20 protein-coding genes and 2 tRNA genes are annotated in these 20,404 nt (G+C 67.1%); all 22 read left to right on the forward strand.

Annotation, left to right across the window (positions count from 1 at the left end):
- The first annotated feature begins 2 nt into the window (after nucleotides 1–2).
- The 22 genes from V4558_16300 to murF all read left to right on the forward strand — a co-directional run bounded on the left by V4558_16300 (nucleotide 3) and on the right by murF (nucleotide 20,401).
- On the forward strand, nucleotides 3–368 hold the full coding sequence (locus tag V4558_16300; GenBank protein ID MES2307065.1) for a response regulator: 366 nt from the start codon (nucleotides 3–5) through the stop codon (nucleotides 366–368).
- Nucleotides 365–1,867 (forward strand): chemotaxis protein CheW, encoded by a 1,503-nt coding sequence (locus tag V4558_16305; GenBank protein MES2307066.1) that lies wholly within the window; start codon nucleotides 365–367, stop codon nucleotides 1,865–1,867. The genes V4558_16300 and V4558_16305 overlap by 4 nt, the downstream gene beginning before the upstream one ends.
- Nucleotides 1,868–1,956: 89 nt before the next feature.
- Complete coding sequence (locus V4558_16310) at nucleotides 1,957–2,577, forward strand: chemotaxis protein CheC (GenBank protein ID MES2307067.1); 621 nt, start codon at nucleotides 1,957–1,959, stop codon at nucleotides 2,575–2,577.
- A gap of 1 nt (nucleotide 2,578) precedes the next feature.
- A complete protein-coding gene (locus V4558_16315; GenBank protein MES2307068.1) occupies nucleotides 2,579–3,721 on the forward strand; it encodes a tetratricopeptide repeat protein in 1,143 nt (380 codons plus the stop codon).
- A 6-nt stretch (nucleotides 3,722–3,727) separates the two neighbouring features.
- The gene (locus V4558_16320) at nucleotides 3,728–4,651 is read left to right on the forward strand and encodes a DUF4388 domain-containing protein (protein ID MES2307069.1); all 924 of its coding nucleotides are present in this window, start codon (nucleotides 3,728–3,730) and stop codon (nucleotides 4,649–4,651) included.
- A complete protein-coding gene (locus tag V4558_16325) occupies nucleotides 4,644–5,393 on the forward strand; it encodes a hypothetical protein (GenBank protein ID MES2307070.1) in 750 nt (249 codons plus the stop codon). The genes V4558_16320 and V4558_16325 overlap by 8 nt, the downstream gene beginning before the upstream one ends.
- A complete protein-coding gene (locus V4558_16330; GenBank protein ID MES2307071.1) occupies nucleotides 5,393–5,746 on the forward strand; it encodes a roadblock/LC7 domain-containing protein in 354 nt (117 codons plus the stop codon). Before V4558_16325 ends, V4558_16330 begins: the two co-directional genes overlap by 1 nt.
- Before the next feature lie 20 nt (nucleotides 5,747–5,766).
- Complete coding sequence (locus V4558_16335) at nucleotides 5,767–6,213, forward strand: hypothetical protein (GenBank protein MES2307072.1); 447 nt, start codon at nucleotides 5,767–5,769, stop codon at nucleotides 6,211–6,213.
- A complete protein-coding gene (locus V4558_16340; protein MES2307073.1) occupies nucleotides 6,213–6,812 on the forward strand; it encodes a GTPase domain-containing protein in 600 nt (199 codons plus the stop codon). The genes V4558_16335 and V4558_16340 overlap by 1 nt, the downstream gene beginning before the upstream one ends.
- 6 nt (nucleotides 6,813–6,818) lie before the next feature.
- Nucleotides 6,819–8,819 (forward strand): DnaA/Hda family protein, encoded by a 2,001-nt coding sequence (locus tag V4558_16345; protein MES2307074.1) that lies wholly within the window; start codon nucleotides 6,819–6,821, stop codon nucleotides 8,817–8,819.
- The gene (locus V4558_16350; GenBank protein MES2307075.1) at nucleotides 8,819–10,441 is read left to right on the forward strand and encodes a DUF4388 domain-containing protein; all 1,623 of its coding nucleotides are present in this window, start codon (nucleotides 8,819–8,821) and stop codon (nucleotides 10,439–10,441) included. Before V4558_16345 ends, V4558_16350 begins: the two co-directional genes overlap by 1 nt.
- Complete coding sequence (locus V4558_16355) at nucleotides 10,438–11,274, forward strand: tetratricopeptide repeat protein (protein MES2307076.1); 837 nt, start codon at nucleotides 10,438–10,440, stop codon at nucleotides 11,272–11,274. The genes V4558_16350 and V4558_16355 overlap by 4 nt, the downstream gene beginning before the upstream one ends.
- A 50-nt stretch (nucleotides 11,275–11,324) precedes the next feature.
- On the forward strand, nucleotides 11,325–12,203 hold the full coding sequence (locus V4558_16360; GenBank protein ID MES2307077.1) for a hypothetical protein: 879 nt from the start codon (nucleotides 11,325–11,327) through the stop codon (nucleotides 12,201–12,203).
- 12 nt (nucleotides 12,204–12,215) lie between these two features.
- Nucleotides 12,216–12,407: a hypothetical protein gene (locus V4558_16365; protein ID MES2307078.1), complete on the forward strand. Its 192-nt coding sequence runs from the start codon at nucleotides 12,216–12,218 to the stop codon at nucleotides 12,405–12,407.
- A gap of 12 nt (nucleotides 12,408–12,419) precedes the next feature.
- A tRNA-Val gene (locus V4558_16370) sits at nucleotides 12,420–12,493 on the forward strand.
- A gap of 78 nt (nucleotides 12,494–12,571) precedes the next feature.
- Entirely contained in the window at nucleotides 12,572–14,272 is a 1,701-nt protein-coding gene (locus V4558_16375) for a hypothetical protein (GenBank protein ID MES2307079.1), read from the forward strand.
- 48 nt (nucleotides 14,273–14,320) lie between these two features.
- Nucleotides 14,321–14,394 (forward strand) — tRNA-Asp (locus V4558_16380).
- Nucleotides 14,395–14,451: 57 nt separating this feature from the next.
- Nucleotides 14,452–15,366, forward strand: coding sequence for a 16S rRNA (cytosine(1402)-N(4))-methyltransferase RsmH (gene rsmH, locus V4558_16385; protein ID MES2307080.1), 915 nt, complete (start codon nucleotides 14,452–14,454; stop codon nucleotides 15,364–15,366).
- A 13-nt stretch (nucleotides 15,367–15,379) separates the two neighbouring features.
- Entirely contained in the window at nucleotides 15,380–15,637 is a 258-nt protein-coding gene (locus V4558_16390; GenBank protein MES2307081.1) for a hypothetical protein, read from the forward strand.
- Nucleotides 15,637–17,604: a penicillin-binding transpeptidase domain-containing protein gene (locus V4558_16395; protein MES2307082.1), complete on the forward strand. Its 1,968-nt coding sequence runs from the start codon at nucleotides 15,637–15,639 to the stop codon at nucleotides 17,602–17,604. The genes V4558_16390 and V4558_16395 overlap by 1 nt, the downstream gene beginning before the upstream one ends.
- An 11-nt stretch (nucleotides 17,605–17,615) precedes the next feature.
- The gene (locus V4558_16400) at nucleotides 17,616–19,049 is read left to right on the forward strand and encodes a UDP-N-acetylmuramoyl-L-alanyl-D-glutamate--2,6-diaminopimelate ligase (GenBank protein MES2307083.1); all 1,434 of its coding nucleotides are present in this window, start codon (nucleotides 17,616–17,618) and stop codon (nucleotides 19,047–19,049) included.
- Nucleotides 19,046–20,401 carry a UDP-N-acetylmuramoyl-tripeptide--D-alanyl-D-alanine ligase gene (gene murF / locus V4558_16405; protein MES2307084.1) on the forward strand — a complete coding sequence of 452 codons (1,356 nt, stop codon included), beginning with the start codon at nucleotides 19,046–19,048 and terminating at the stop codon, nucleotides 20,399–20,401. Before V4558_16400 ends, murF begins: the two co-directional genes overlap by 4 nt.
- The last annotated feature ends 3 nt before the right edge of the window (nucleotides 20,402–20,404 follow it).

Consider the following 20,404-nt stretch of genomic DNA (forward strand, 5'->3'; position numbering starts at 1 on the left):
CGATGGCCCAGCGGATTCTGATTTGTGACGATGCCATCTTCATGCGCACCATGATCGCCGACATCCTGACCGGGGCCGGCTACGAGATTGCTGGCGAAGCCGAGAGCGGTTTGCAGGCCGTTGAACGCTACAAGGCGCTCAAGCCTGACCTCGTCACGATGGACATCGTGATGCCCGATATGGGCGGCATCGACGCGGTCCGCGCCATCTGCACCAGCGACCCGAGCGCGAAGATCCTGATGTGCAGCGCGATGGGGCAGCAGGCGCTGGTGGTCGAAGCAGTGCAGGCAGGCGCCAAGGATTTCGTGGTGAAGCCGTTCCAGCCGGCCCGGGTACTCGAAGCCGTCAAGCGCGTCCTCGAGGGATGACCGACGCGCGGCGGGCGCGCTACGTCGCGCTCTTCGCGGCCGAAGCCCGCTCGATGCTCGGCGGGGCACGGCGCACGATGTCGGCGTGGTTCGACACGCCGACCGACACCAGCCACGCCGAAGAAGTGTTCCGCGTGTTGCACACCATCAAGGGAATGGCCGCCTCGCTGGATTTCACGGCGGTGTCCGACCTCACCCACACCACCGAGTCCTCACTGGCCACGGTGCGCGAGGGCGTACGGATTCCCGACCGCAGCTGGCTGCGTGAGCTCGAGCGCGGCCTCGACGATATCGCAGCGGCGTGCGAGCGCGCGGTGGTGGGTGAGGGCGGGGAAGCGGTGGTCGGGATCAACGCTCCGGCGGCGCCGCGCATTGTCCGCGTCGATATCGACCGACTCGATGCGCTCTTCAGCGACCTCGGCGGGCTGGTCACGGCGCGGCAGGACCTGGAGCGCCACGCCTCGGCCGACGCGCTTTCCCCGGTGGCGCGTGCCGCCTCGGTGATGGCGCATCGACTCGACAATCTGCAGGACCGGATTCTTCACGTTCGCCTGGCACCGCTCACCGAAGTCTTCGAGCGGCTGCCGCCACAGATCCGGGACCTCGCGCGTCAGCTGGGCAAGGAAGTGACGGTCGAAGTGTCGGGTGAAGGGCTCGAGGTCGACCGGGCCGTCCTCGACCAGCTGCCTGAACCACTGATGCATCTGATTCGCAACGCGCTCGATCATGGCGTCGAAACGCCGGACGAGCGTCGGGCCGCCGGCAAACGCCCGACTGGACGGCTCACCGTGCGAGCCCGGCGTGATCGCGATGCGGTGGTGGTGGAGCTGACGGACGACGGTCGCGGGATCGATCGGGAGAAGGTGGCCGCGAAGGCCCGCAGCCAGGGTATTCTCGAAGAAGGGTCGACGCTGTCCGATGATGGATTGTTGGCGGTACTGGCCCGGTCGGGCTTCTCCACCGCCACTGCCGTCACCGAAGTCTCGGGGCGCGGAGTCGGACTCGACGTGGTGGTGTCCCGATTGCACGAAATCGGCGCGGCCCTCTCGTTGACGACCGTGGCGGGGAAGGGCACCGTCTTCACGCTGCGGCTGCCGATGCGACTCGGCATCGTTCGGGCGCTGGTGACCGGCATCGGGGAGGAGCGGTACGTGATGCCGTTGACGCATGTGGCGGAGCTGATTGCCTGGGACCCGGGAGCGATTCGGCAGGTCGATGGCCGCTCGGTGATCGAGCACGATGGCGACACGATTCCGGTGGTCGATCTGCGCCGACTGCTGTTGTATCGGGGCGAGGTCGCACCGGGGCGCCGGCCGGCGGTGGTTTTCGAGGCGAACGGGCAGCGTGTCGCACTCCTCGCCGATGCGGTGCTCGGACAGGTCGATGCGGTGGTGCAGCCGCTTGAGCGACCGAAGGGGATGCCACGCTGGATTACGGGCGCCGCGGTGCTCGACAATGGCAGGCCAGCGTTACTCCTCGATCTGGCCAGTGTTGTGTAGGTATCCATCATCCATCTTCCCTGATCCTTCGCGGATGATGGATGATGGTTGGTGGAGGATGGATGGTCTTTCTTCAGCCTGGAGTTGGTATGGCTTCGTCGGATGATATCGAAACGCTGCGGCGCGACGGATTGCGCGAAGTCGCCACGATTGGCGCAGGGCACGCCGCGACGGCGCTCTCGCAGCTGACCGATCGCCGGATCATGATCTCGGTGCCACAGGTGCGTCGCGTCAACTACGGCGAAGTCCCCCAGATGCTGGCGACCTTCGGCGATCACGTCGCCGTCGTGTCGATGCGGATGCTCGGGGATCTGACCGGCCGGGCGCTCCTGACATTCGGCGAGCAAGATGCCACCCGGCTCTGCGATCTGATTCTTCGCCGACCGGTAGGCCCGCCGCGCGCGCTCGGCGAGCTGGAGCAGTCCGGCCTCAAGGAGGTCGGCAACATCGTCTGTTCGGCCTATCTCACCGCACTGAGCAACTTCATGGGGATGATGCTCCTGCCATCGGTGCCATCGCTCACGGTCGGGCCGACCGCGCTTGCCATCGCGTCCACGGTCGACCCCAACGAGAGCGTCAGTGACCTCCTCTTCTGTGTCGATACCGCCTTCCGTGCCGAGGGCAACGAGAATCCCTTGACCGGGGCATTCCTGTTGATGCCCGACCACGCCTCGATCAAGGCGATTCTCGAGGCAATCCGGCTCGACTAGCATGACGGCGCCCCGACCGCGCGACGCCACGATCGTCGCTGCGCTGGTGCAACGCCTCGGTGCCGCCGATGCGGCGACGCTGACCAACCTCGCGTGGTTCGCGGCACGGCGCGGCGCGATGACGATCGCTCTCGACGCCGTGCGGCATGCTGTGACGCTTCCCGGGGCGCCGCGCGCGGCATGGCGAACGCTCGAGCGCCTCGCCGTGGGTCGCACCGACCAGCTGCTGCTGGCGCTCCCCTCAGGCCATCCCTCGAACCAGAATGCTCACAGCGTAACCCATCCGCTCGCGGCTGCGGTCGCGGCGCACTCGCAGGGCGCGTTTGCGGTGGCGGAGGCGTGCTACTGGGCTGCCACCAGCGACGGCGCCGACGCCCCTGCCGCGTGGAACGGACTCGCCGTGCTGCACGAGGAACGGGGTGAACGTGCCGCGGCCGACGAAGCGTGGGGCCAGGTGGCGCATGCACCGGCCATCGCGACCATTCACGACCGGGCCCTCTCCTGGCACCGACGCGGCGAGACTCTGGGCGCACGTGCCCTGCTTCGTGATGCGCTCGCCGCCTTTCCAGGTGCTGCTCCGCTGCTTTATCTCGCCGGCTATCTGGCGTACCTGGGTGGCGAGGCCGCTGCCTCCGTGCCGTTGCTGACGGCCGCGGTCGCCGTTGAGCCGGCGATGGCCCGCGCCCATTTCACGCTGGGCCTCGCACACGAACGCCTCGGCGCGCACACCCTTGCGGTGGAAGCGACGCGACGAGGGTTGCAGTGCTCGCCGTGGTTCGTCCCGGAAGTGTGGCTGCTCGAGAACGGCCGGCGCGGCGAACTACTCGAGGTTGCCCCGGAGCGGTCTGCCGGCACTGCTGCCGCCACCGATGAAGTGTTGCTCGCCCTCGGCCGCTCGCTGCTTGAAACGCTGCACCTCGGCGAGGCGCTCGCCGTCTTCGATCAGGTGCTCGTGCGTCAACCTGCGCACACGGCGGCGCTCTTCCATCGCGGTGTCGTGCTCGCCAAGCTCCGCCGCTACTCCGATGCACTCGCGGATTGGGAGGCCGTCGGACGGGCTGACGGCGAGAGTGTCCTCGGGGCGATGAGCAAGCGCCACGCACGTTCGGCGCGCGAACTCGCGACCCTGTTCTCGGGAAGCTAGGGCGCGATGCACGGACCGTTGAGTGAAATTTCTCTCGTGGAAGTGCTGCAGCTGCTGCAGCGTGGCCAGCGGAGCGGTACGTTGCGGGTCACCGGCCCCGATCCGACGGCACCGCGCACGCTCTGGCTGCTCGATGGTGTTGTCGTGGCACTCGAGCCGGAAGCGAGCGATGCAGCGGTCGATGAGGGGTTGATCGCCCGAGCGCTTGCGAGCAACGATCCGGAAGATGGTCCGGCGACGGTTGCACCCTCGGTGCGCGATGCCCTGCGCTCTCGACTCGCGAGTGCGGCGCTCGGTGCAATGCTGCACTGGTCTCGCGGGCGTTTCGATTTCACCGAGGGCCCGGTACCGCCGGGGCCACTGAATGTGTCGCCCGATGCGCTGGTGCTCGACGTGGTAGAGTCCGAGATGCGTCGCGTGGACCTCGCCGGCGAGCTGGACGAATTCCGCGCGGTGCCCGCCTTTGCGCCGGCAGACCAGCTCGCAGCTGGCGAACTCCCCACCCTCGACCCGCTTGACTGGCGCCTGCTGGATGCCGTCGACGGCATCCGCAACGTCGCGGCCCTCGCCGCCGCCCTCGACGAGCCGCTTGATGCCGTGGCCGCTCGCGTTCGGGCGATGCAGGGCGCCGCTATACTTCAACTCGCCGCTGCGCCGGCCGATGTCTCGCTGGAGGCACGTGCTGCCATCGAGGCAGGGCGGTATGATGACGCCGCGCAGTTGCTGCGCGCGCGGGTCGAGGCCGTCCCTGGCGATGGGGAGGCGTGGCGGACCCTCGGCCTCGCTGAGGTGGGGGCGGGAAGGTTCGATCGCGCCATCGGCGCGTGGGAGGCGTGGCGTGCGGCAGATCCGACCCGGGCCGACGAGGCTGCGTCGCTGACCCGCGCCGCCCAGACTATGGTGGAGGCGCTTCGCGACAGCCGTGACTGATTCGACTCCGAGACTTCCCAGCACCACGCAGGGCCTCGCCTTTCTCGATCTCGGCGAGCGCCTGCGTCAGCGCGGCCAACTCGAAGCTGCCGCGACGGTGGCCATGGCCGGACTTGCTCGGTACCCGGCACTGGCGGATGCGCACGACCTGCTGGCGCGAATCCGCGCCGACCAGGGGGAGGATGCGCCAGCGATCAGCTCCTGGCACGCCGCGCTTGAAATCGAGCCCGCTCATGTCGGCGCGCTCAAGGGCCTGGCGTTCATCGCCTTCCGGGCCCGGGATATGGTCACGGCCGAGCGCCACCTCGAAGCCGCCGCCATGCAATCGCCGCACGATAGCACCATCATCGCAGCGCTCGACCGCGTTCGTTCGGCAACCCCAGGGCCGTCGGCCGAGACGTTCCGTCTCGACGAACTCGGTAGTGGGCTTCTCCTCTTCGATGCGCAGGGAATGCGACTCACCGGTGGTGTCGGCCCTGGCACTGGCGAACCCGAGGCGGATGCCGCAGCAGCCGAGGCCTCCGGGCTGGCGCGGGAAGCAATCCGCGCGACGCGATTTCTCGGACTTGGGGCCTGGCAGCATCTGGTCCTTGAAGGTGCCGACGCACGCGTGGCGCTGGTGAGCATTGATGCGGATGCGACGCTGCTGGTGCGCCGCTCCGCCACCACGCCTCCCGGCCGGCTGCTCGCCTCGACTGCGCGCGCGGCTGATGCGGCCCGCGAATGGCTGGGCCACTCCTGATGAGCATTCCACGCTGGGAAGGGATGTTGCGTGAGATCACCGGCATCGTCGGGGTGCGCGGCGCGCTGATCGTCTCCTCGGATGACGGGCTCGTGGTCGCGGAGTCGGCGATGGACGGCCTCGAGACGACCGACGTGGCGGCGTTTGCCGCATCAGTCATTTCTCGCGCTCAGCGTACCGCACGCGCGATGCATTGTGCGCCGCCAACTCGGGTACACATCACCGCCGAATCGGGCACCCTCTTCGCGGTGGCCGGTGCCGACCCGCTCTGGCTCGTGGCGGTAACCGACACCACCGTTGAGCTCGGTCGCCTTCGCCTCCTCCTCGGTGATCTGGCCGTGGTGCTGACCTGATGCGCGTATTGGAGCCGTGGGTGGCAGACCCGCTCGCCGAATTCCTGCGCGAATCATCGGCGCGACTCGCGCTGGTGATGACCAGCTCGGGGCAGGTGATCGCGCAGCACGGCTTCACGCGCTCACTCGACGTGATGGCAGCCGCTGCGCTGGGCGCCGGCATTCTCGCGACTACCGGTGAACTCGCCAACGTCGTCGGAGCCGAGCACGGGTTCGGGGTCATCGTGCATCAGGGGCAGGCGCAAGGCGTCTGGCTGGCGGGCTTCGATACTCCCCGTGGTCGCTGGATCGGGCTGGTGGTATTTGGTCGCGAATCGTCGGTCGGCCTAGTGCGACTCTTTTTCACGCGGTTCACCGAGCGTCTTGTCGCCGCGGCCCCGGTCACGGTGCCGGTGCGCGAAGTGCTCGCTGAGGGGTTCGAACGCGAACTCGACGAGTCGCTTCGCGCGCTCTTCGGGCGGAACTGATGGCGCGCATCGTGGTTGACCGCCAGGAAATCACCGCCACGCTGGTCGTCTTCGGTGCAGCGCGCGTCGGCAAGAGCTCCATCCTGCGCTGTGTCCAGGATCGCGTGGCGCCGGCACGAATCGGCGAGCGATTTCCGCTCGGCTCGCCGCCATCGGGTGTGCCGCTGCTCGACTGGCTTCCGCTCGATCTCGGCCGCATTTCCGGCTGGCAGGCACGAGTCAACTTGTATGGCGTCCCGGCCGAACGGCACGCCGACGCCACCCGACGACTCGTCCTCTCCGACGCCGACGGCATTCTCTTCGTGGTGGACAGCCAGGCGGCACGCCTCAACGAGAATGTCGACGCGTTGCGTGCGCTCGAGGGGCAGCTGCTCGATCGGGAAGGTGACTTCCGCGATGTCCCGCTCGTCCTGCTCTATAACAAGCAAGACCTGCCGGCCGAGATGATCCTGACACCAGATGCGCTCGGTGAAGCGCTGAACTTCCGTGATGCACCGAGCTACGCCTGCGATGCGCTGCGTGGCGTGGGCGTTCTTGAAGCACTGCACACCGGAGTCACCCGGATGATGCGACGGATCGCACCGTCGCGTGCCGGGTAGCCGCCGATGCTGAATCCCAATTCCCGATTTGCCTCGTTCGTCGTCGGGTCGTCCAACCGGCTCGCGGCCACGGCCGCCAAGGCGGTGGCCGAGGCCCCGGGCGCGGCCTATAACCCGCTCTGGTTCTATGCCCGGCCCGGGCTGGGCAAGACGCACCTGTTGATGGCAATCGGTCACGAGGCGCAGGCGATCGATCCGTCGCGCACGGTCGAGTATGTCACGGTCGATGACTTCGTCGAGGCGTACCACGCCGCGCTTGCTGCCGGACAGGCTGAGGCGTACCGCCGCCGCTTCACCGAGGCCGATCTGGTCCTCCTGGATGATGCGCAGTTGCTTACCGACCAGCGTGAACTGCAGAGCGAGCTCCTCCGTCTGATCGATGTGCTGATGGCAGGTGACCGGCAGATCGTGCTGGCCGGCGATCGGCCACCGGAAGAGATCCAGTCGCTCGATGAACGCCTGATCCGTCGCTTCTCGGGTGGTCTCGTCATCGACATCGGCGCCCCCGATTACGAAACGCGACTGGCGATCCTCTCGCGCCGCGCGCAGGAGCGGCACGTCGGCTTCAGCACCGAGGTGCTCTCTGCCGTGGCGGAGTTGCCAATCACGACCGTGCGAGAGCTCCTCGGCGCGCTCAATCGGCTGATCGCCCAGCAGGCAGTCCAGAGCTCGCAGCTGAGTGCCGCAGAAGCACGGCAGCTGTTGGCCGGGCTCGGCCACGTCAAGGCAGAAGAGCCACCGTCGCCCGCCGAGTTGCTGTCGTCAGACGCAGGCTTCTCGCCGGCGAGTGCGGCCGAAGTGCGCACTGAATTGCCGGCGGTCACGGCGGCCGGCGGCGACGAGTTCTCGGATTTTCTTTCGGATCTCTCGGCGGCGGTCTCGCATCAGGTCGATCGCTGGCGTCAGCGAGTCACCGAGGCCTCGTTGCGCTATGTGGGCGAGGGGTTCCGGAACACCCGGCTCGAGTCCCTGCTCGCCGGCGAGATGGGAAGCGATCCCGAGGTCGCCCTCGAGGAGTTCGAGCGCGACGTCGAGGCGCTCCGCGCCTTGCAGCGCGAACTGAGAGAGCTCGCGCCATCGCTCCTCGGTGCGGGAGCGTTACACGACCCGGATCGGCTCGCCGAAGCTGAAACCCTGGTAGCCGAAGCGCGCGAGGCGGGTGAACCTCTGCCTGGCCCGATGGCGCGCTACACGCTCGAACTCTTTGGCGAGGGGCCCAGCACGCGCTCGGTCGTGGAGGCGATGCGCACGGCCGCTGGTGCACCGGGGCAGCGCTATAACCCACTGGTGATCGTCGGGCCGGCGGGCACCGGCAAGACGCATCTCCTGCATGCCTTCGGGCACGCCCTCCGCGCATCGGGGCTTGGTCGCGTTGCCGTGTTCGATGCCCAGCAGTTCGTGGATGGGCTCGTGGCCGCCCTTGGTGACGGCACAATCGCGCGGTGGCGGCAGCGTCTCCGTCGCGTCGACGCGCTGCTACTGGACGATGTCGGTGTCTTCGCCGGCAAGGAGCGCAGTCAGGAAGAGTTGTATCTCCTCTACAACCTGTTGCTCGAGTCCGGGCGCCAGATGGCGTTCACGGCGAGTGCGCCACCTGGGCAGCTCGAGGGCTTCGAGCCGCGGCTGGCGACACGACTCGCCGGCGGGATCGTTCTCGAACTCGGGCCCCCCGATCGCGAAGCCAAGCTGCACGAGGTTGCCCGACTGCTCGGCACGGCGGCCGAGGATGGTGACCTGGTCGAGTATCTCGCGGCACGCCCCGCTGCTTCGCTGCGCGACGTGCAACAGTTGCTGCAGCGCCTCACGGCCGCGGCCGAGGAACGGCACGCGACCCTCACGCTGGCCCTCGCTCGCACGTTGCTCGAGGGGTCGCCGGTGGATGGACCGCGACCACCGCGACGTGGCAACGGACTCATGGCGCCTGGGAGTGGCGCGGTTCGTTCGCGCGAGAAGATGGTCGAGATCTGGCCCGATATTGCCGAGCGCCTGCTTGAGGAATGGCGCTGATGGCAATCAAGGGCTCGCTCAAGGAGGCCTCGCTCCCCGATGTGGTGCAGTTGCTCTATCTCGGCCGCCGCACCGGTTGCCTGTCCGTCGCCAACGATCGCAACTTCGCGTCGATCTGGCTCGACGACGGCTGGATCGTTTTTGCCGGCATGGTCTCGCGTCCCGACCGACTCGGCGAGCGACTGGTGGCCGCGGGGAAACTCACGTCGGAGCAACTCGAATCGGCGGTCGCGACGCAGGCGTCGTTGCCCGGTCATCGGCTCGGCGCCGTGCTGGTCCAGCTGAACTACCTCAGCAACGCCGAGCTCGAAGGCGAGTTGCGCCGTCAGGTTGAGGAGACGGTGTACACGCTCTTCACCTGGGCCAGTGGCACCTTCTCGTTCGAAGCCGGCATCTCGCCTGATGATGCCGAAGGAACGGTGCGACTCAATCCCGAGGGCCTGCTGCTCGAAGGTGCGCGTCGCGTCGATGAATGGAGTGTGATCGCCAAGAAGATTCCTTCGCTTGATGCGGTCTTCGCGCTCGAGGGCGAGGGAGATATCGACCTCAAGGGCGACGCCACGCTTGTCGACATCGAGCGCCGGGTCCAGCCGCTGATCGACGGTGCGCGAACGGTACGCGAAATCATGGAAGCCACCGGCCTCACCGATTTCGAAGTCTGCCGCGCACTGTTCGGCCTGACGACGGCGGGGCGCCTGCGCCGGGTGGCAACGGCGGCGCCAGTCGTACCTCGGCAGGGAAATGCGCGGCTCGAAGAGCACCGCAATCTTGGTGTAGCGTTCTACCGCACCGGGATGCTCACCGAGGCCGAGCGCGAGTTCAAGCGGGTCGCCGAACTGCGCCCCGGCGATGGCGAGCCATCGTTTCAGCTCGGCCTGATCGCCTTGCGACAGGCCCGGTGGTCCGATGCGCTCGACCAGTTCCAGCGTGCCATCGAGCGCGCCGGACCACGGCCGGCGTTGTTGCACAATCTTGCGCTTGCCCTGGAATCGCTCGGCCGGGTTGACGAAGCGGATGCTGCGCTTGCCGATGCCGTCCAGCTCGATCGCGACGATCCGCGTCTCTGGACTGGCTGGGGACTGCTCGCGCTTCGTCGGAGTGAGCCTGCGAAGGCCCTCGAACGCTTCGCGCGGGCCCGTGACCTCCTTGGGTCGCGCCGGGCCCCCGCACACTGGTACTGGGGTTGTGGCTGGGCTCAGGCGCTTTCCGAGGCGTGGCAGGACGCGCTGGCCACCATTCGCGATGGCGTTACCGCTTATCCCGACCACCCAGTGCTGCGGACGACGCTCGGCGTGCTGCTCGAAGGGACGGGCGAAGTAGGTGAGGCGGAGGCGCACCTGCGCCATGCACTCGGTGAAGATCCGACGATTCCGCAGATTTCCAAGAATCTCGGCGACCTCCTCTACCGTGCCGGGCGCTGGGATGAGGCAGAGGAGTCGTACGAGCGTGCCGCGAAGCTCGCACCATCGCTCGGCGATGACCTCTATTTCAAGCTCGGCAACCTCGCCTGTCGTCGCGGCGACATGAGTACCGCGCGAGGCCACTGGGCGGCGGCACTCGCGCTCAATCCTGAGCATGCCCTGGTCCGCGCGAATCTTGCCGGCTCCGGTGCGGCGTCGTGAGTCCCGATCTGCTGGGCCCGATGCGCGCGGAATACCAGCGTCTCAACGAGCGGCTCGCCACGCCGATGGCGCCGCCAGAACGCGATGCTGTCCGCGCAGCGATCATCGCCCTCTTCAAGGAGGCCGACGGGCTGCTCACGGAGGTTGCCGCGTTCAAGGAATCGATTCGCGCACTGGTCGATGGCTTCAAGTCGCTGCCGGTGGATGCTCCCGCGACGATCCGTTACGACCATATCGGCGCCTCCACTTCCATGGAGCGTGGCTGGAGTGACCTTGCCGGGGCGCGCTGGGTCAACGCAGAGGGACATTTCCGCGAGGCCGTCGCCCGAGACCCTGGCAGCACTGATGCCCAGGCATTGCTCGGTTGGTCGTTGATGCATCAGCAGCGCCACGACGAAGCACTGCAGTACTGCCTCCAGGTCCTGATGCGGGAAACGGAGCACGGGCTCGCGCGCGTCGCGCTGGGTGTCATCTGCCTGCGGAAGGGGATTACTGGCGAGGCGATGGAACATCTCTCGCGCGTTGCGGGACGTCCCGGGGATGCCCGGGCAATTCTCTACGCCAATTACTGGCTCGGGGTCGCCTACATCGAGCGGGAGATGGACACCGACGCGGTGGAACTGCTCCGGCGCGCGGTGGCACTGGGGCCGAACCTCGCCGAGGGGTGGGCCGACCTCGGGCGGGCGCTCTGGTTTCGCGGCGAACCAGATTCCGCCCGCGCGGCCTGGGCGACCGGAGCGGCCGTTCGGCACTCGCCGTTCTCGGAGCGAAGCGCCACTCTGCTGGAGGTCACCAAGGCCGGAGGAGTGCCACCACGTTCCGCCTTTCGCTGAGCCTGCTCCTGGCGCTCCAGAGCCAGGCGCCCCAGCTGGCGGGGCCGCCGATGCCCGAGCTGCGCATCGAAGTCGGGGATGTCACCGTACTGGTGGACCGGAAGCACGCGGCGCTGGGGACCGAACTTGGCGAGGCGGCGGGGCGGGTTCGCGACTGGTTCGGGCTGGGTCGACTCGACCTCGGTGAACTCGTCCTGGTGGTGGTGGCGGACACTGGCGCATTTGGTGGCTGGTCCCGGGGCCGCGTCCCGGCGTGGGGAGCCGGCCTGACACTGCCCGGCAGCCGCCTGGTCGTGGTGCGGGTCGATGCCGGCGACCCGCTAGGGACCCTCTGGCACGAACTGGCGCACGTCGCGCTCCACCAGCAGGTCCGGGGTCGGGTGCCGCTCTGGTTCGACGAGGGTTACGCCGTCCTGGCAGCCGGGGAGTATGGTCGGCTCGCCGGCCTCCAGCTGAACCTTTCGGTGGCATCCGGGCGGGTGCCGACGCTACGGGCGCTTGACGGGGCCCTCCGCGGCAGCAGCGGCGACGCCGAGGAAGGGTACGCGCTGGCAGGCTCGGCCGTGTCCTACCTCGCCCGCCGGCACCCCAGCGGCTCCCTGGTGCCGCTGATGGAGCGGCTCAAGGCCGGAATGCCGTTCGACGAGGCGGTCCTGGCCACCACCGGGCTGAGCGAAGATCGCTTCGACGAGGCGTGGCACCGCGAGGTCCGCAAGCGCTACAACTGGCTCATCTGGCTCGCGACCGGTGGGGCCTGGCTGATTGTGACATTGTTGCTGGGCTGGGCTGCAGCCTGGCGGCGACATCGAGATGCACCACGCCGTGCCGCCCTGAACGAGGGATGGGTGATCGAGGAGCCAGATAACGAGGAGATTACAACTGCCGAACAGGCGCCCAATCGGCTTGACCGAGGGGACTCTGGCGGCTAGCCTCCTCAGCTTATGCCATCTACTGACCAGGTCTCCGTGCCGTCGTCGACGCTCTTCACGCGCCGCAATCTGCTCCTGATCGCCGTGGCATTGGCGAGCATCGGAGCGGGGTATGCCGTACTCGTCGGTGGTTCGCCTGGTGCGGCTGCCGTGCTGCTGGTCGCTGGATATTGCGTCCTCTTTCCCTTGGCGTTGCTGGCCTGAACTTCAGGACGAGGGCGAATAGCTCAGCTGGTTAGAGCGCCTGCCTTACACGCAGGATGTCGGGGGTTCGAATCCCTCTTCGCCCATCCGCAACGTGTTGGAAGCGTGGGCCGTACCCGTCTTATAGTCTGAACCTCACGGAGGTAGCTGGGATGTTCCAACAGGTGTCGTCGCTTGTTCTTCTCGCCGTCCTGACCACGGCCGTGCCCGCTCCCGCAATGCAAATCCGCGGGACGATCAGCGGTGGCACACGGCAAGTGCCCAAGACGCTGGTGTTGATCGCGAATCCGTTCTCTGCGTCACCTCCGGATTCCGTGGTCGCCGTTGCGATCGGAACGGCGGCGCGTGAACGTCTCGATAAGACGGTCGGCACCGACTATCGCATCATCACCCGCAAGGAGATGAACGATGCGCTGACGACCTACGGCTACGGCACAGACGCGATCCTGACGCCACTGTCGGCAGGCCAACTCGCGCGGCAGCTGACGTCACGCTACTTCATCACCTCGACGCTCTCGAAGTCGGGCGGCAACATCACGGTGACCGCGCGTCTGGTCGGTTCCAACATCGACGTCGGTCAGGTCGTGACGGTGACGGGGGCGGCTGGTCCTGAGGTGGGCAACAAGCTGGGCGATGCACTGACTGCGGTGATGAAGGCGATTGCCGACGCGAAGAGCTGCAGCGATCTCGCCGCGACCAAGCCGGAGAAGGCGATCGAATCGGCCAACAAGGCGCTCAAGGTCGTCCCGAATTTCGGCCTGGCCGAGTGGTGTCTCGCCGAGATGGCGCTGAAGAAGGATTCGGTGGGTGCCGAGGCGATCACGCACCTGGGCAATGCGGTCAAGGGCGACCCGCTGTCGCTGGTCGCGATGGACCAGATGGCGCAGATCTACCAGAAGAAGTCCGACAGCGTCAAGGTGATCGAGACCTACCAGGCGATGCTGCGCGCGGCTCCGACCAACAAGCCGTTGCTCGAGACTGCATTCAAGCTCTTCCTGCGGTACGGCAAGCCGGAGTCGGCAATGTCAGTCGCCGATGAGGGGATCAAGCAGGATCCGGCGAACCCGGACTGGTTCGACCTCAAGAGCAACGTCTGCTTCGTGAAGGAAGATTACGCCTGTGCGGTCACCGCGCTGGAACAGGTATTCGTGGTCGACAGCACGCGTGCGGACACGGCGTACTTCAACAAGATCCTGTACGCCGCAGCGCAGAAGCCCGACACGGCGAAGTATCTGGCGTTCGCACTTCGTGCCATCAAGCGGTTCCCTGACAACGCGGGACTGCTGGAAGAGGCGGGGAAGGCGTACGCCATCGCGGGGCAGACTGACTCCACCGTCGCGGTGACGCAGCGGCTGGTCAAGATCGATCCGAGCAAGACCGACGCGGTTCTGCGCGTTGTCAAGCAGCTTTTCGATGCCAAGAAGTCGCACGAGGCGATCCAGTTTGCGCCCCAGATCAAGCAATTCGGGGATGAGGACGCGAAGAACAATTTCTCGAACCTGACGTTGCAGGCAATGCAGGCGGCTGCGGGCGCCAAGCCGCCAGAGAGCGCCGCTCTGATCGAGATGGGCGAAGCGTCACTCTCTGTCGGGCCGACGAATCCGAACATTCTCGTGTTCACAAACTATTTCTATGCGGTTGGACTCCAACCGCAGCTCAGTGAACTGGCCACGACGTCGCGCGCGCAGAAGTCCTGCGAGCTGGCCAAGAAGGAACAGGAACTGCTCGCGAAGCTGGAGCCGGCGGTCACGCTGGCAGCGTCGAGCACCAACACCGGCGTGGCGGCCTATGCGAAGCAGCTGTTGGCCTCGGTGGTTTCCGAGAAGCCAGCCGTGACCCAGATGATCGGCTCCTTCTGCAAGTAACACTTCCCCCGACGGGGCAGCTTCTATATATTCGGCGGCTGTCCTTGGGGGGCTGTAGCTCAGTTGGTTAGAGTGCCGCACTGTCACTGCGGAGGTCGCGGGTTCGAGCCCCGTCAGCCCCGTCCCGCTCGCCACCCCGTCCGTTTTACGGACGGGGTGGTTTGTTTTCCGGAACCCTCATGACCAACCCGCTCCTCCACGTCCCCGTGCTCCTCGAACCGATCCGGGCTCGCGCCCTCGGCTCGAAGCGCGTGGTAGACGCCACGCTGGGCCACGGCGGCCATGCGGCGGCCTTCCTCGCTGACGGCGCCAAGGTCCTCGGCATCGACCGCGATCCCGACGCCATCACGACCGCTCGGGCCCGGCTCGGGGAATCCGGGATCGAATACCTGCAGGCCGCCTATGCCTCTCCGGAGGCGCTCGCAGCAGTGGCCCGGTTCCGGCCGGGGTTCATCCTGCTTGATCTCGGTGTCTCCTCCCGGCAACTCGACGAGGCCGACCGCGGCTTCACCTTCCGGGCCGGGGCACCTCTCGATATGCGGATGGGCCCCGACGCCCCGACCGCTGCCGAGTGGCTCGCCGAGACCGAGGAGGGGGAGCTGGCGGATGTCTTCTACCAGTACGCCGACGAGAACCGCTCGCGGCGGCTCGCAGCCGAAATCGTCCGGCGCCGGGGGAACGCCCCTTTCCTGGTCAGTGACGATCTTGTCAACGCGATCCGCGGAGCCCTCGGCCCCAAGAGCGGCCCCCCCGACTTCGCCCGGATCTTCCAGGCGGTCCGGATCGCCGTGAACGAGGAACTGACCGGACTGGAGGAGGCGCTCCCCGCCTTCCGGGACGCTCTAGTACCTGGCGGTACCCTCGCGGTGATCAGTTATCATTCGGGCGAAGACCGGTTGGTGAAGGGAGCGTTTCGTGATTGGGGTTCGGGATGTGTCTGCCCCCCCGGGTTGCCACAGTGCGTCTGCGGTCGCGAGCCGCAGGGTCGCGCCGAACCTCGCAAGGCGATCGTTCCCGATCAGGCAGAACTGATCGCCAACGTACGTTCCCGCAGTGCCAAGCTACGCTTCTTCCGGATCAATGATGCAGGTTAGGGGACGCCACCTGGTGCTCGCCTGGACGGCAGTGTTCCTCGCTGTCGCCGGAGTCATCGTGTCACGCGACCGCCGCGCGTTCGCGCTGCAGGGCCGCCTGCGCACGCTTGACGATCACGTCAGCGCGCTCATCTCCGATCGCGACCGTCTTGCCGCGACGATTGCCCGCCTCTCCACGCAGGAACAGCTGCAACCTCGAGCCGAGGCCATGGGGCTTCGGATCGCCTCCGATTCGGAAATGGTCGCGCTTCCCGTCACGCCGGCGCACTGATGGCGAAGCCCGCAGCGCGGATCGTCGTGCTTCAGGCGCTCCTCGCGCTCGGCGGCGCAGCCGTGTTCTGGAAATCGTTCCGGTTGCAGGTGGTCGAGCATACCACCTGGAAGGCACGCGCCGAGAAGTACCGCTACAAGACATCGCCGGTGCCGGCGCCGCGCGGCCGCATCTACGATCGCAATGGCGTGCCGCTCGCGGTGACGGATGAGGGCTACCGCATCGCGGTGGCGCAGAATCAGCTTGTCGATACCGCCAAGGTGATGGCGCTGCTGGTGACGAAGCTCGGCATCCCGCGCGAACAGGTCATCAAGGAATTCAGCGACAACGACGCCTTCTTCAATACGCTCTATTCGGCGAGTGAAGTCGAGCCGATCCGGCGCATCAAGGGGGTCTACCTGATTCCGGTGCGTGAGCGGACCTATCCGGTCAAGTCGCTCGCGACGCGCCTGCTTGGTCGGCTTGATGACCAGGGTAAGCCCTCCGGCGGCGTGGAGCGCATGCTCGATTCGTTGCTTGAGGGCACGCCGGGTGAGGCGCGCTATCAGCTCGATACGCGTGGCCGGGCCGTCGAAGCCCCCGACTCACGGCTCAAGGAGCCGAAGCCCGGGCGCGATGTCTACCTCACCATCGATCGCAATGTGCAGGCGATTGCCGAGGGCGCACTCCGGCGCACGGTTGAAACCAGCCAGGCGCGCGGCGGCGATGTCGTGATCCTCGACCTGCGCACCGGCGAACTGATCGCCATCGCTTCGTTGCGGAGCGATCCGGTGACGCACGAGGTCCAGCCCTCGGCGTCGGCGATTGTGGAGCCGTTCGAGCCCGGCTCGACATCGAAGATCTTCACGGCCGGCGCCGTGCTGCGCTTTCACGGCGACACCGCACCGGTGCCTGGGATGGGGGGGATCTGGAGAATGCCGGTGAGTGGACGGAGCACTCGCACCATCGAGGACGAGCACAAGACCACCGATCTTCTCACCCTCGGCCAGACGATCAAGTTCTCGAGCAATATCGCGATCTCGCAATTCTCCCGGCGCATCAGCGGAGAAGAGCAATACCGCGCGATTCGTGACTTCGGCTTCGGTACGGTGCCGGGGATCGGCTTTCCTGGTGAATCGCCAGGGGGGATCGCCTTGCCGGCGACGCGTGCGAACATGGCATTCACCCAGCCGTCGTGGGCGCAGGGCTACGAGTGGACCACCACCGCGCTGCAGATGGCCGCTGGCTACGGGGCGATTGCCAACGACGGCGTGCTGCTGGCTCCGCAACTGCTGCGCGAGGTGCGCGACGGGAGTACGGGCCGAGTGCTGTACCGCACGAAACCTCAGGTGCTGCGCCAGGCGATCGCGCCGGAGATCTCGCGGCGACTTCGGGAATACCTCCGACTCGCGACCGACAGCGGCGGAACCGGCACACGTGCCCAGCTCGATGTCTATTCGGTGATTGGCAAGACCGGCACCGCGAAGATGGCGCCCTACGGCCCAGGGAACTATCGCGCTTCGTTCGCGGGAATCTTCCCCGGCGATGATCCGCAGTGGGTCGTCTACGTGATGATCGACCACCCGACCGCAGGGTCGCATTTCGGTGGCTTCGTGGCGGCGCCTGCCGTGCGGTCGATGCTGCTGCAGGCACTGGCTGCGTCGTCCTCGCCGCTCGATCGCAGCCGGATCACTGCGGAGGCGGCAGCGACGCCACCGGTTGCGAGAGCGGCAGCATTTCCTGAATCGGTCCCGGTCGAACGGGTTCGACTCCCGCTGTCGGCGCCAGCCCACGCTGCTGCGGGCGCCGCGGTGGCGATGCCCGCGCTCGCAGGCTCATCGGCTCGCGAGGCCGCATTCACACTGCATCGGCTTGGCCTCGAGGTCCGGCTCACCGGTCGGGGTCGAGTGCGTTCCACCATTCCTGCGGCGGGCGACACGCTGGCCCGCGGCGAAACCGTCACCGTCTACGCCGACTCAACCCGATGACCTTGCAGCAGTTGGTCGCTCTGCTCCGCCGCCACGATCTCGTGATCGAAGCGCCCGACACCGACGTGCCGATCGAAGGGATCGCGGTCGATTCCCGACAGGTGAAGCCCGGGGTGCTCTTCATTGCCGTGCGCGGGTCGGTCGTCGACGGCCACAGCTATATCGCGAAGGCGATCGCGAGTGGCGCAGCTGGCGTGATCGCGGAGCAGGGGAGTACGGTCGGCGTGCCACTCGTCGTGGTGCGGGATGGCCAGCGTGCCGCGCGGCTGCTGGCGGAGGCGTGGTACCGCTCGCCGGCAGACTCGCTGCAGCTGGTGGGCGTCACCGGCACCAATGGCAAGACGACGACGACCGCCCTGATGCGCCACTTGCTCAACGCCGTGCACGATTCCGGAAGCATTGGCACCCTCGGCGCGTTCGACGCGAAGAGCCGCCAGGTGCCATCCACGGCGGGCTCCCTGACGACCCCAGGGCCGCTCGACCTGCAGGCGACGCTTCGGGCCCTGGTCGATGCGGGGGTGCGGCGCGTCACGATGGAGACGTCGTCTCACGCGCTCGATCAGGGACGGCTCGACGGCCTCGCCTTCGCAGCCGGCATCTTCACCAATCTCACTCGCGACCATCTCGACTATCACGTCACGATGGAGCAGTACCTCGCCGCCAAGCGTCGACTCGCCGACCTCGTCACCAGCGACGGCGTCCTGTCGGTGAATGCGGATGATCCGGCGTGGCAAGGGCTGCACGCCGACAAGCGCACCATCACCTGGGGGCTCGCTCCAGATGCTGCCCTCCGGGTCGAGGATGTGATGTCGGTCGCGGCGGGATCCAGGTTCACCCTGTCGGGACGGTTCGGCAAGGCGGAAGTGTCGATTCCATTTCCCGGTGACTTCAACGTCGCGAATGCGGCGGGTGCAGCTGCTGCCGCACTCGGCCTCGGCATTCCCCTCGCGACCGTGGTCGAACGCCTTGCCTCTTCGCCGCAGGTACCTGGGCGAATGGAAAAGATCGTGGACGCGCCATTCCACGTCCTCCGCGACTACGCTCACACACCAGACGCGCTCGAGCGGGCGCTTGCGACGCTCCGGCCACTGACACCGCGTCGCCTGATTGTGGTGTTCGGATGTGGTGGCGATCGCGACAAGGGGAAGCGACCGATCATGGGGAGGATCGCGGCCGCCGGTTCGGACCACGCCATCGTGACCTCCGACAATCCGCGCACCGAGGATCCCGATCTGATCATCGATGACATTGTGGCCGGGATGCCGAAGTCCGGCTGGGAACGCGAGACCGACCGCTACGTTGCCATCGCGTTGGCGGTAGGGCAGGCCGGGCCTGGCGATGCGGTGCTGCTCGCGGGCAAGGGTCACGAGACCTACCAGGTGGTCGGCACTGAGAGTCTGCCGTTTGACGAGCGTGACATCGTGCTCGGGCTGCTCGGTCGATGAGCGTCCGCTTCACGGATGCGTGGGTCCGCGCCGCCCTGCACCTCGCGGGCTCTGCGGATGGTGGCTACGGTGCCGTCGTCACCGATACGCGTGAGATGATGCCCGCGGCACTTTTCGTGGCGCTGCGCGGAGAGCAGTTCGATGCCCATCGCTTTCTTGAGCAGGCGCGCGATGCTGGCGCCACCGGCGCGGTGGTGCTCGAGGGAACTCCGGCGGTACTCGGCCTCAATCTTTACCCGGTGTCGGATACACTCCGAGCGCTCGGCGACCTCGCGGCCGCCGCACGCACTCAGATGACGGGGCCCGTCATTGGCATCACCGGACAGAATGGCAAGACCTCGACCAAGGAGATGGTGGCGGCAGTGCTTGCCACCCGGTGGCGCACCCACAAGACACGCGCCAATCTCAACAACCTCATCGGCGTGCCACGCACCATTCTCGAGGCGCCGGCGGACACCGAGGCGCTGGTGGTGGAGGCAGGGGCAAATCTTCCCGGTGAAATCGCCCGGTACCGCGAAATCATCTCACCCGACATCGCACTGGTGACGAATGCCGGGGCCGGGCATCTCGAAGGGTTCGGTACGGTCGCTGGTGTGGTGCGGGAGAAGCTCGCCCTCACGCGCGAGGTGCCTCTCGCGATCGTGGGAACCACGCCGCCGGAACTCGCACCGGGCGCCCGTGAGCGGGGCGCCAAACGCGTGATCACCGCCGGCCTCGATGGCGCCGAGATCCACCCGACGAGCGTGGAAATCAGCGCCGATGGGCGACCGATCGTCTCCATCGATGGCCGAACTTTCACCCTCGCCGCGCGCGGCCGGCACCAGGCCGGTAACGCGATGTTTGCGTGGGGTGTCGCGCGAGAGCTGGGACTCGACCTCGATGCCGTCGCGCGATCGCTCGAATCATTCACGGTACCGGGCGGACGCGGCGAATTGACGCAGGTCGGCTCGCTCACCTTGCTCAACGACAGCTACAATGCGAACCCGCAGTCTTTCGCGACGGCGATCGCGCTGGCGCGGGAGCTGAGGCCTGGGAGACGACTGGTGTTCGTCGCCGGGACGATGCGGGAACTCGGCACCGACTCGGCGCAGCTGCATCGCGATGTTGCCGCTGAGCTCGCGTCGCTCAAGCCCGACCTGCTCGCGCTGGTCGGCGATTTTGTGCCTGCGTTCAGCGGCTATCGCGCGGGCTTCGGGGGTACCCTGCTGGAGGCGCCCGACGCCGAATCGATGGGCCCGCTCCTGGCGGCAGAGTTGCGGGGCGACGAACTGGTGGTCCTGAAGGGTTCGCGGGGGGTCACCCTCGAACGTATTCTTCCCGCGATTCTCCCCCGCGCCGCCACGACGACCTGAGGC

The sequence above is a fragment of the Gemmatimonadota bacterium genome (genome assembly GCA_040388535.1).
Classification (GTDB): Bacteria; Gemmatimonadota; Gemmatimonadetes; order Gemmatimonadales; family GWC2-71-9; genus Palsa-1233.

Excerpts from the sequence above, each read along its gene's own strand:
- V4558_16315 (MES2307068.1), top strand. The coding sequence starts at position 2,579 with ATGACGGCGCCCCGACCGCGCGACGCCACGATCGTCGCTGCGCTGGTG.
- V4558_16365 (MES2307078.1), top strand. The coding sequence starts at position 12,216 with ATGCCATCTACTGACCAGGTCTCCGTGCCGTCGTCGACGCTCTTCACG.
- V4558_16300 (MES2307065.1), top strand. The coding sequence starts at position 3 with ATGGCCCAGCGGATTCTGATTTGTGACGATGCCATCTTCATGCGCACC.
- V4558_16360 (MES2307077.1), top strand. The coding sequence starts at position 11,325 with ATGCCCGAGCTGCGCATCGAAGTCGGGGATGTCACCGTACTGGTGGAC.
- V4558_16310 (MES2307067.1), top strand. The coding sequence starts at position 1,957 with ATGGCTTCGTCGGATGATATCGAAACGCTGCGGCGCGACGGATTGCGC.
- V4558_16395 (MES2307082.1), top strand. The coding sequence starts at position 15,637 with ATGGCGAAGCCCGCAGCGCGGATCGTCGTGCTTCAGGCGCTCCTCGCG.
- rsmH (MES2307080.1), top strand. The coding sequence starts at position 14,452 with ATGACCAACCCGCTCCTCCACGTCCCCGTGCTCCTCGAACCGATCCGG.
- V4558_16330 (MES2307071.1), top strand. The coding sequence starts at position 5,393 with ATGAGCATTCCACGCTGGGAAGGGATGTTGCGTGAGATCACCGGCATC.
- V4558_16345 (MES2307074.1), top strand. The coding sequence starts at position 6,819 with ATGCTGAATCCCAATTCCCGATTTGCCTCGTTCGTCGTCGGGTCGTCC.
- V4558_16350 (MES2307075.1), top strand. The coding sequence starts at position 8,819 with ATGGCAATCAAGGGCTCGCTCAAGGAGGCCTCGCTCCCCGATGTGGTG.
- V4558_16305 (MES2307066.1), top strand. The coding sequence starts at position 365 with ATGACCGACGCGCGGCGGGCGCGCTACGTCGCGCTCTTCGCGGCCGAA.
- murF (MES2307084.1), top strand. The coding sequence starts at position 19,046 with ATGAGCGTCCGCTTCACGGATGCGTGGGTCCGCGCCGCCCTGCACCTC.
- V4558_16340 (MES2307073.1), top strand. The coding sequence starts at position 6,213 with ATGGCGCGCATCGTGGTTGACCGCCAGGAAATCACCGCCACGCTGGTC.
- V4558_16320 (MES2307069.1), top strand. The coding sequence starts at position 3,728 with ATGCACGGACCGTTGAGTGAAATTTCTCTCGTGGAAGTGCTGCAGCTG.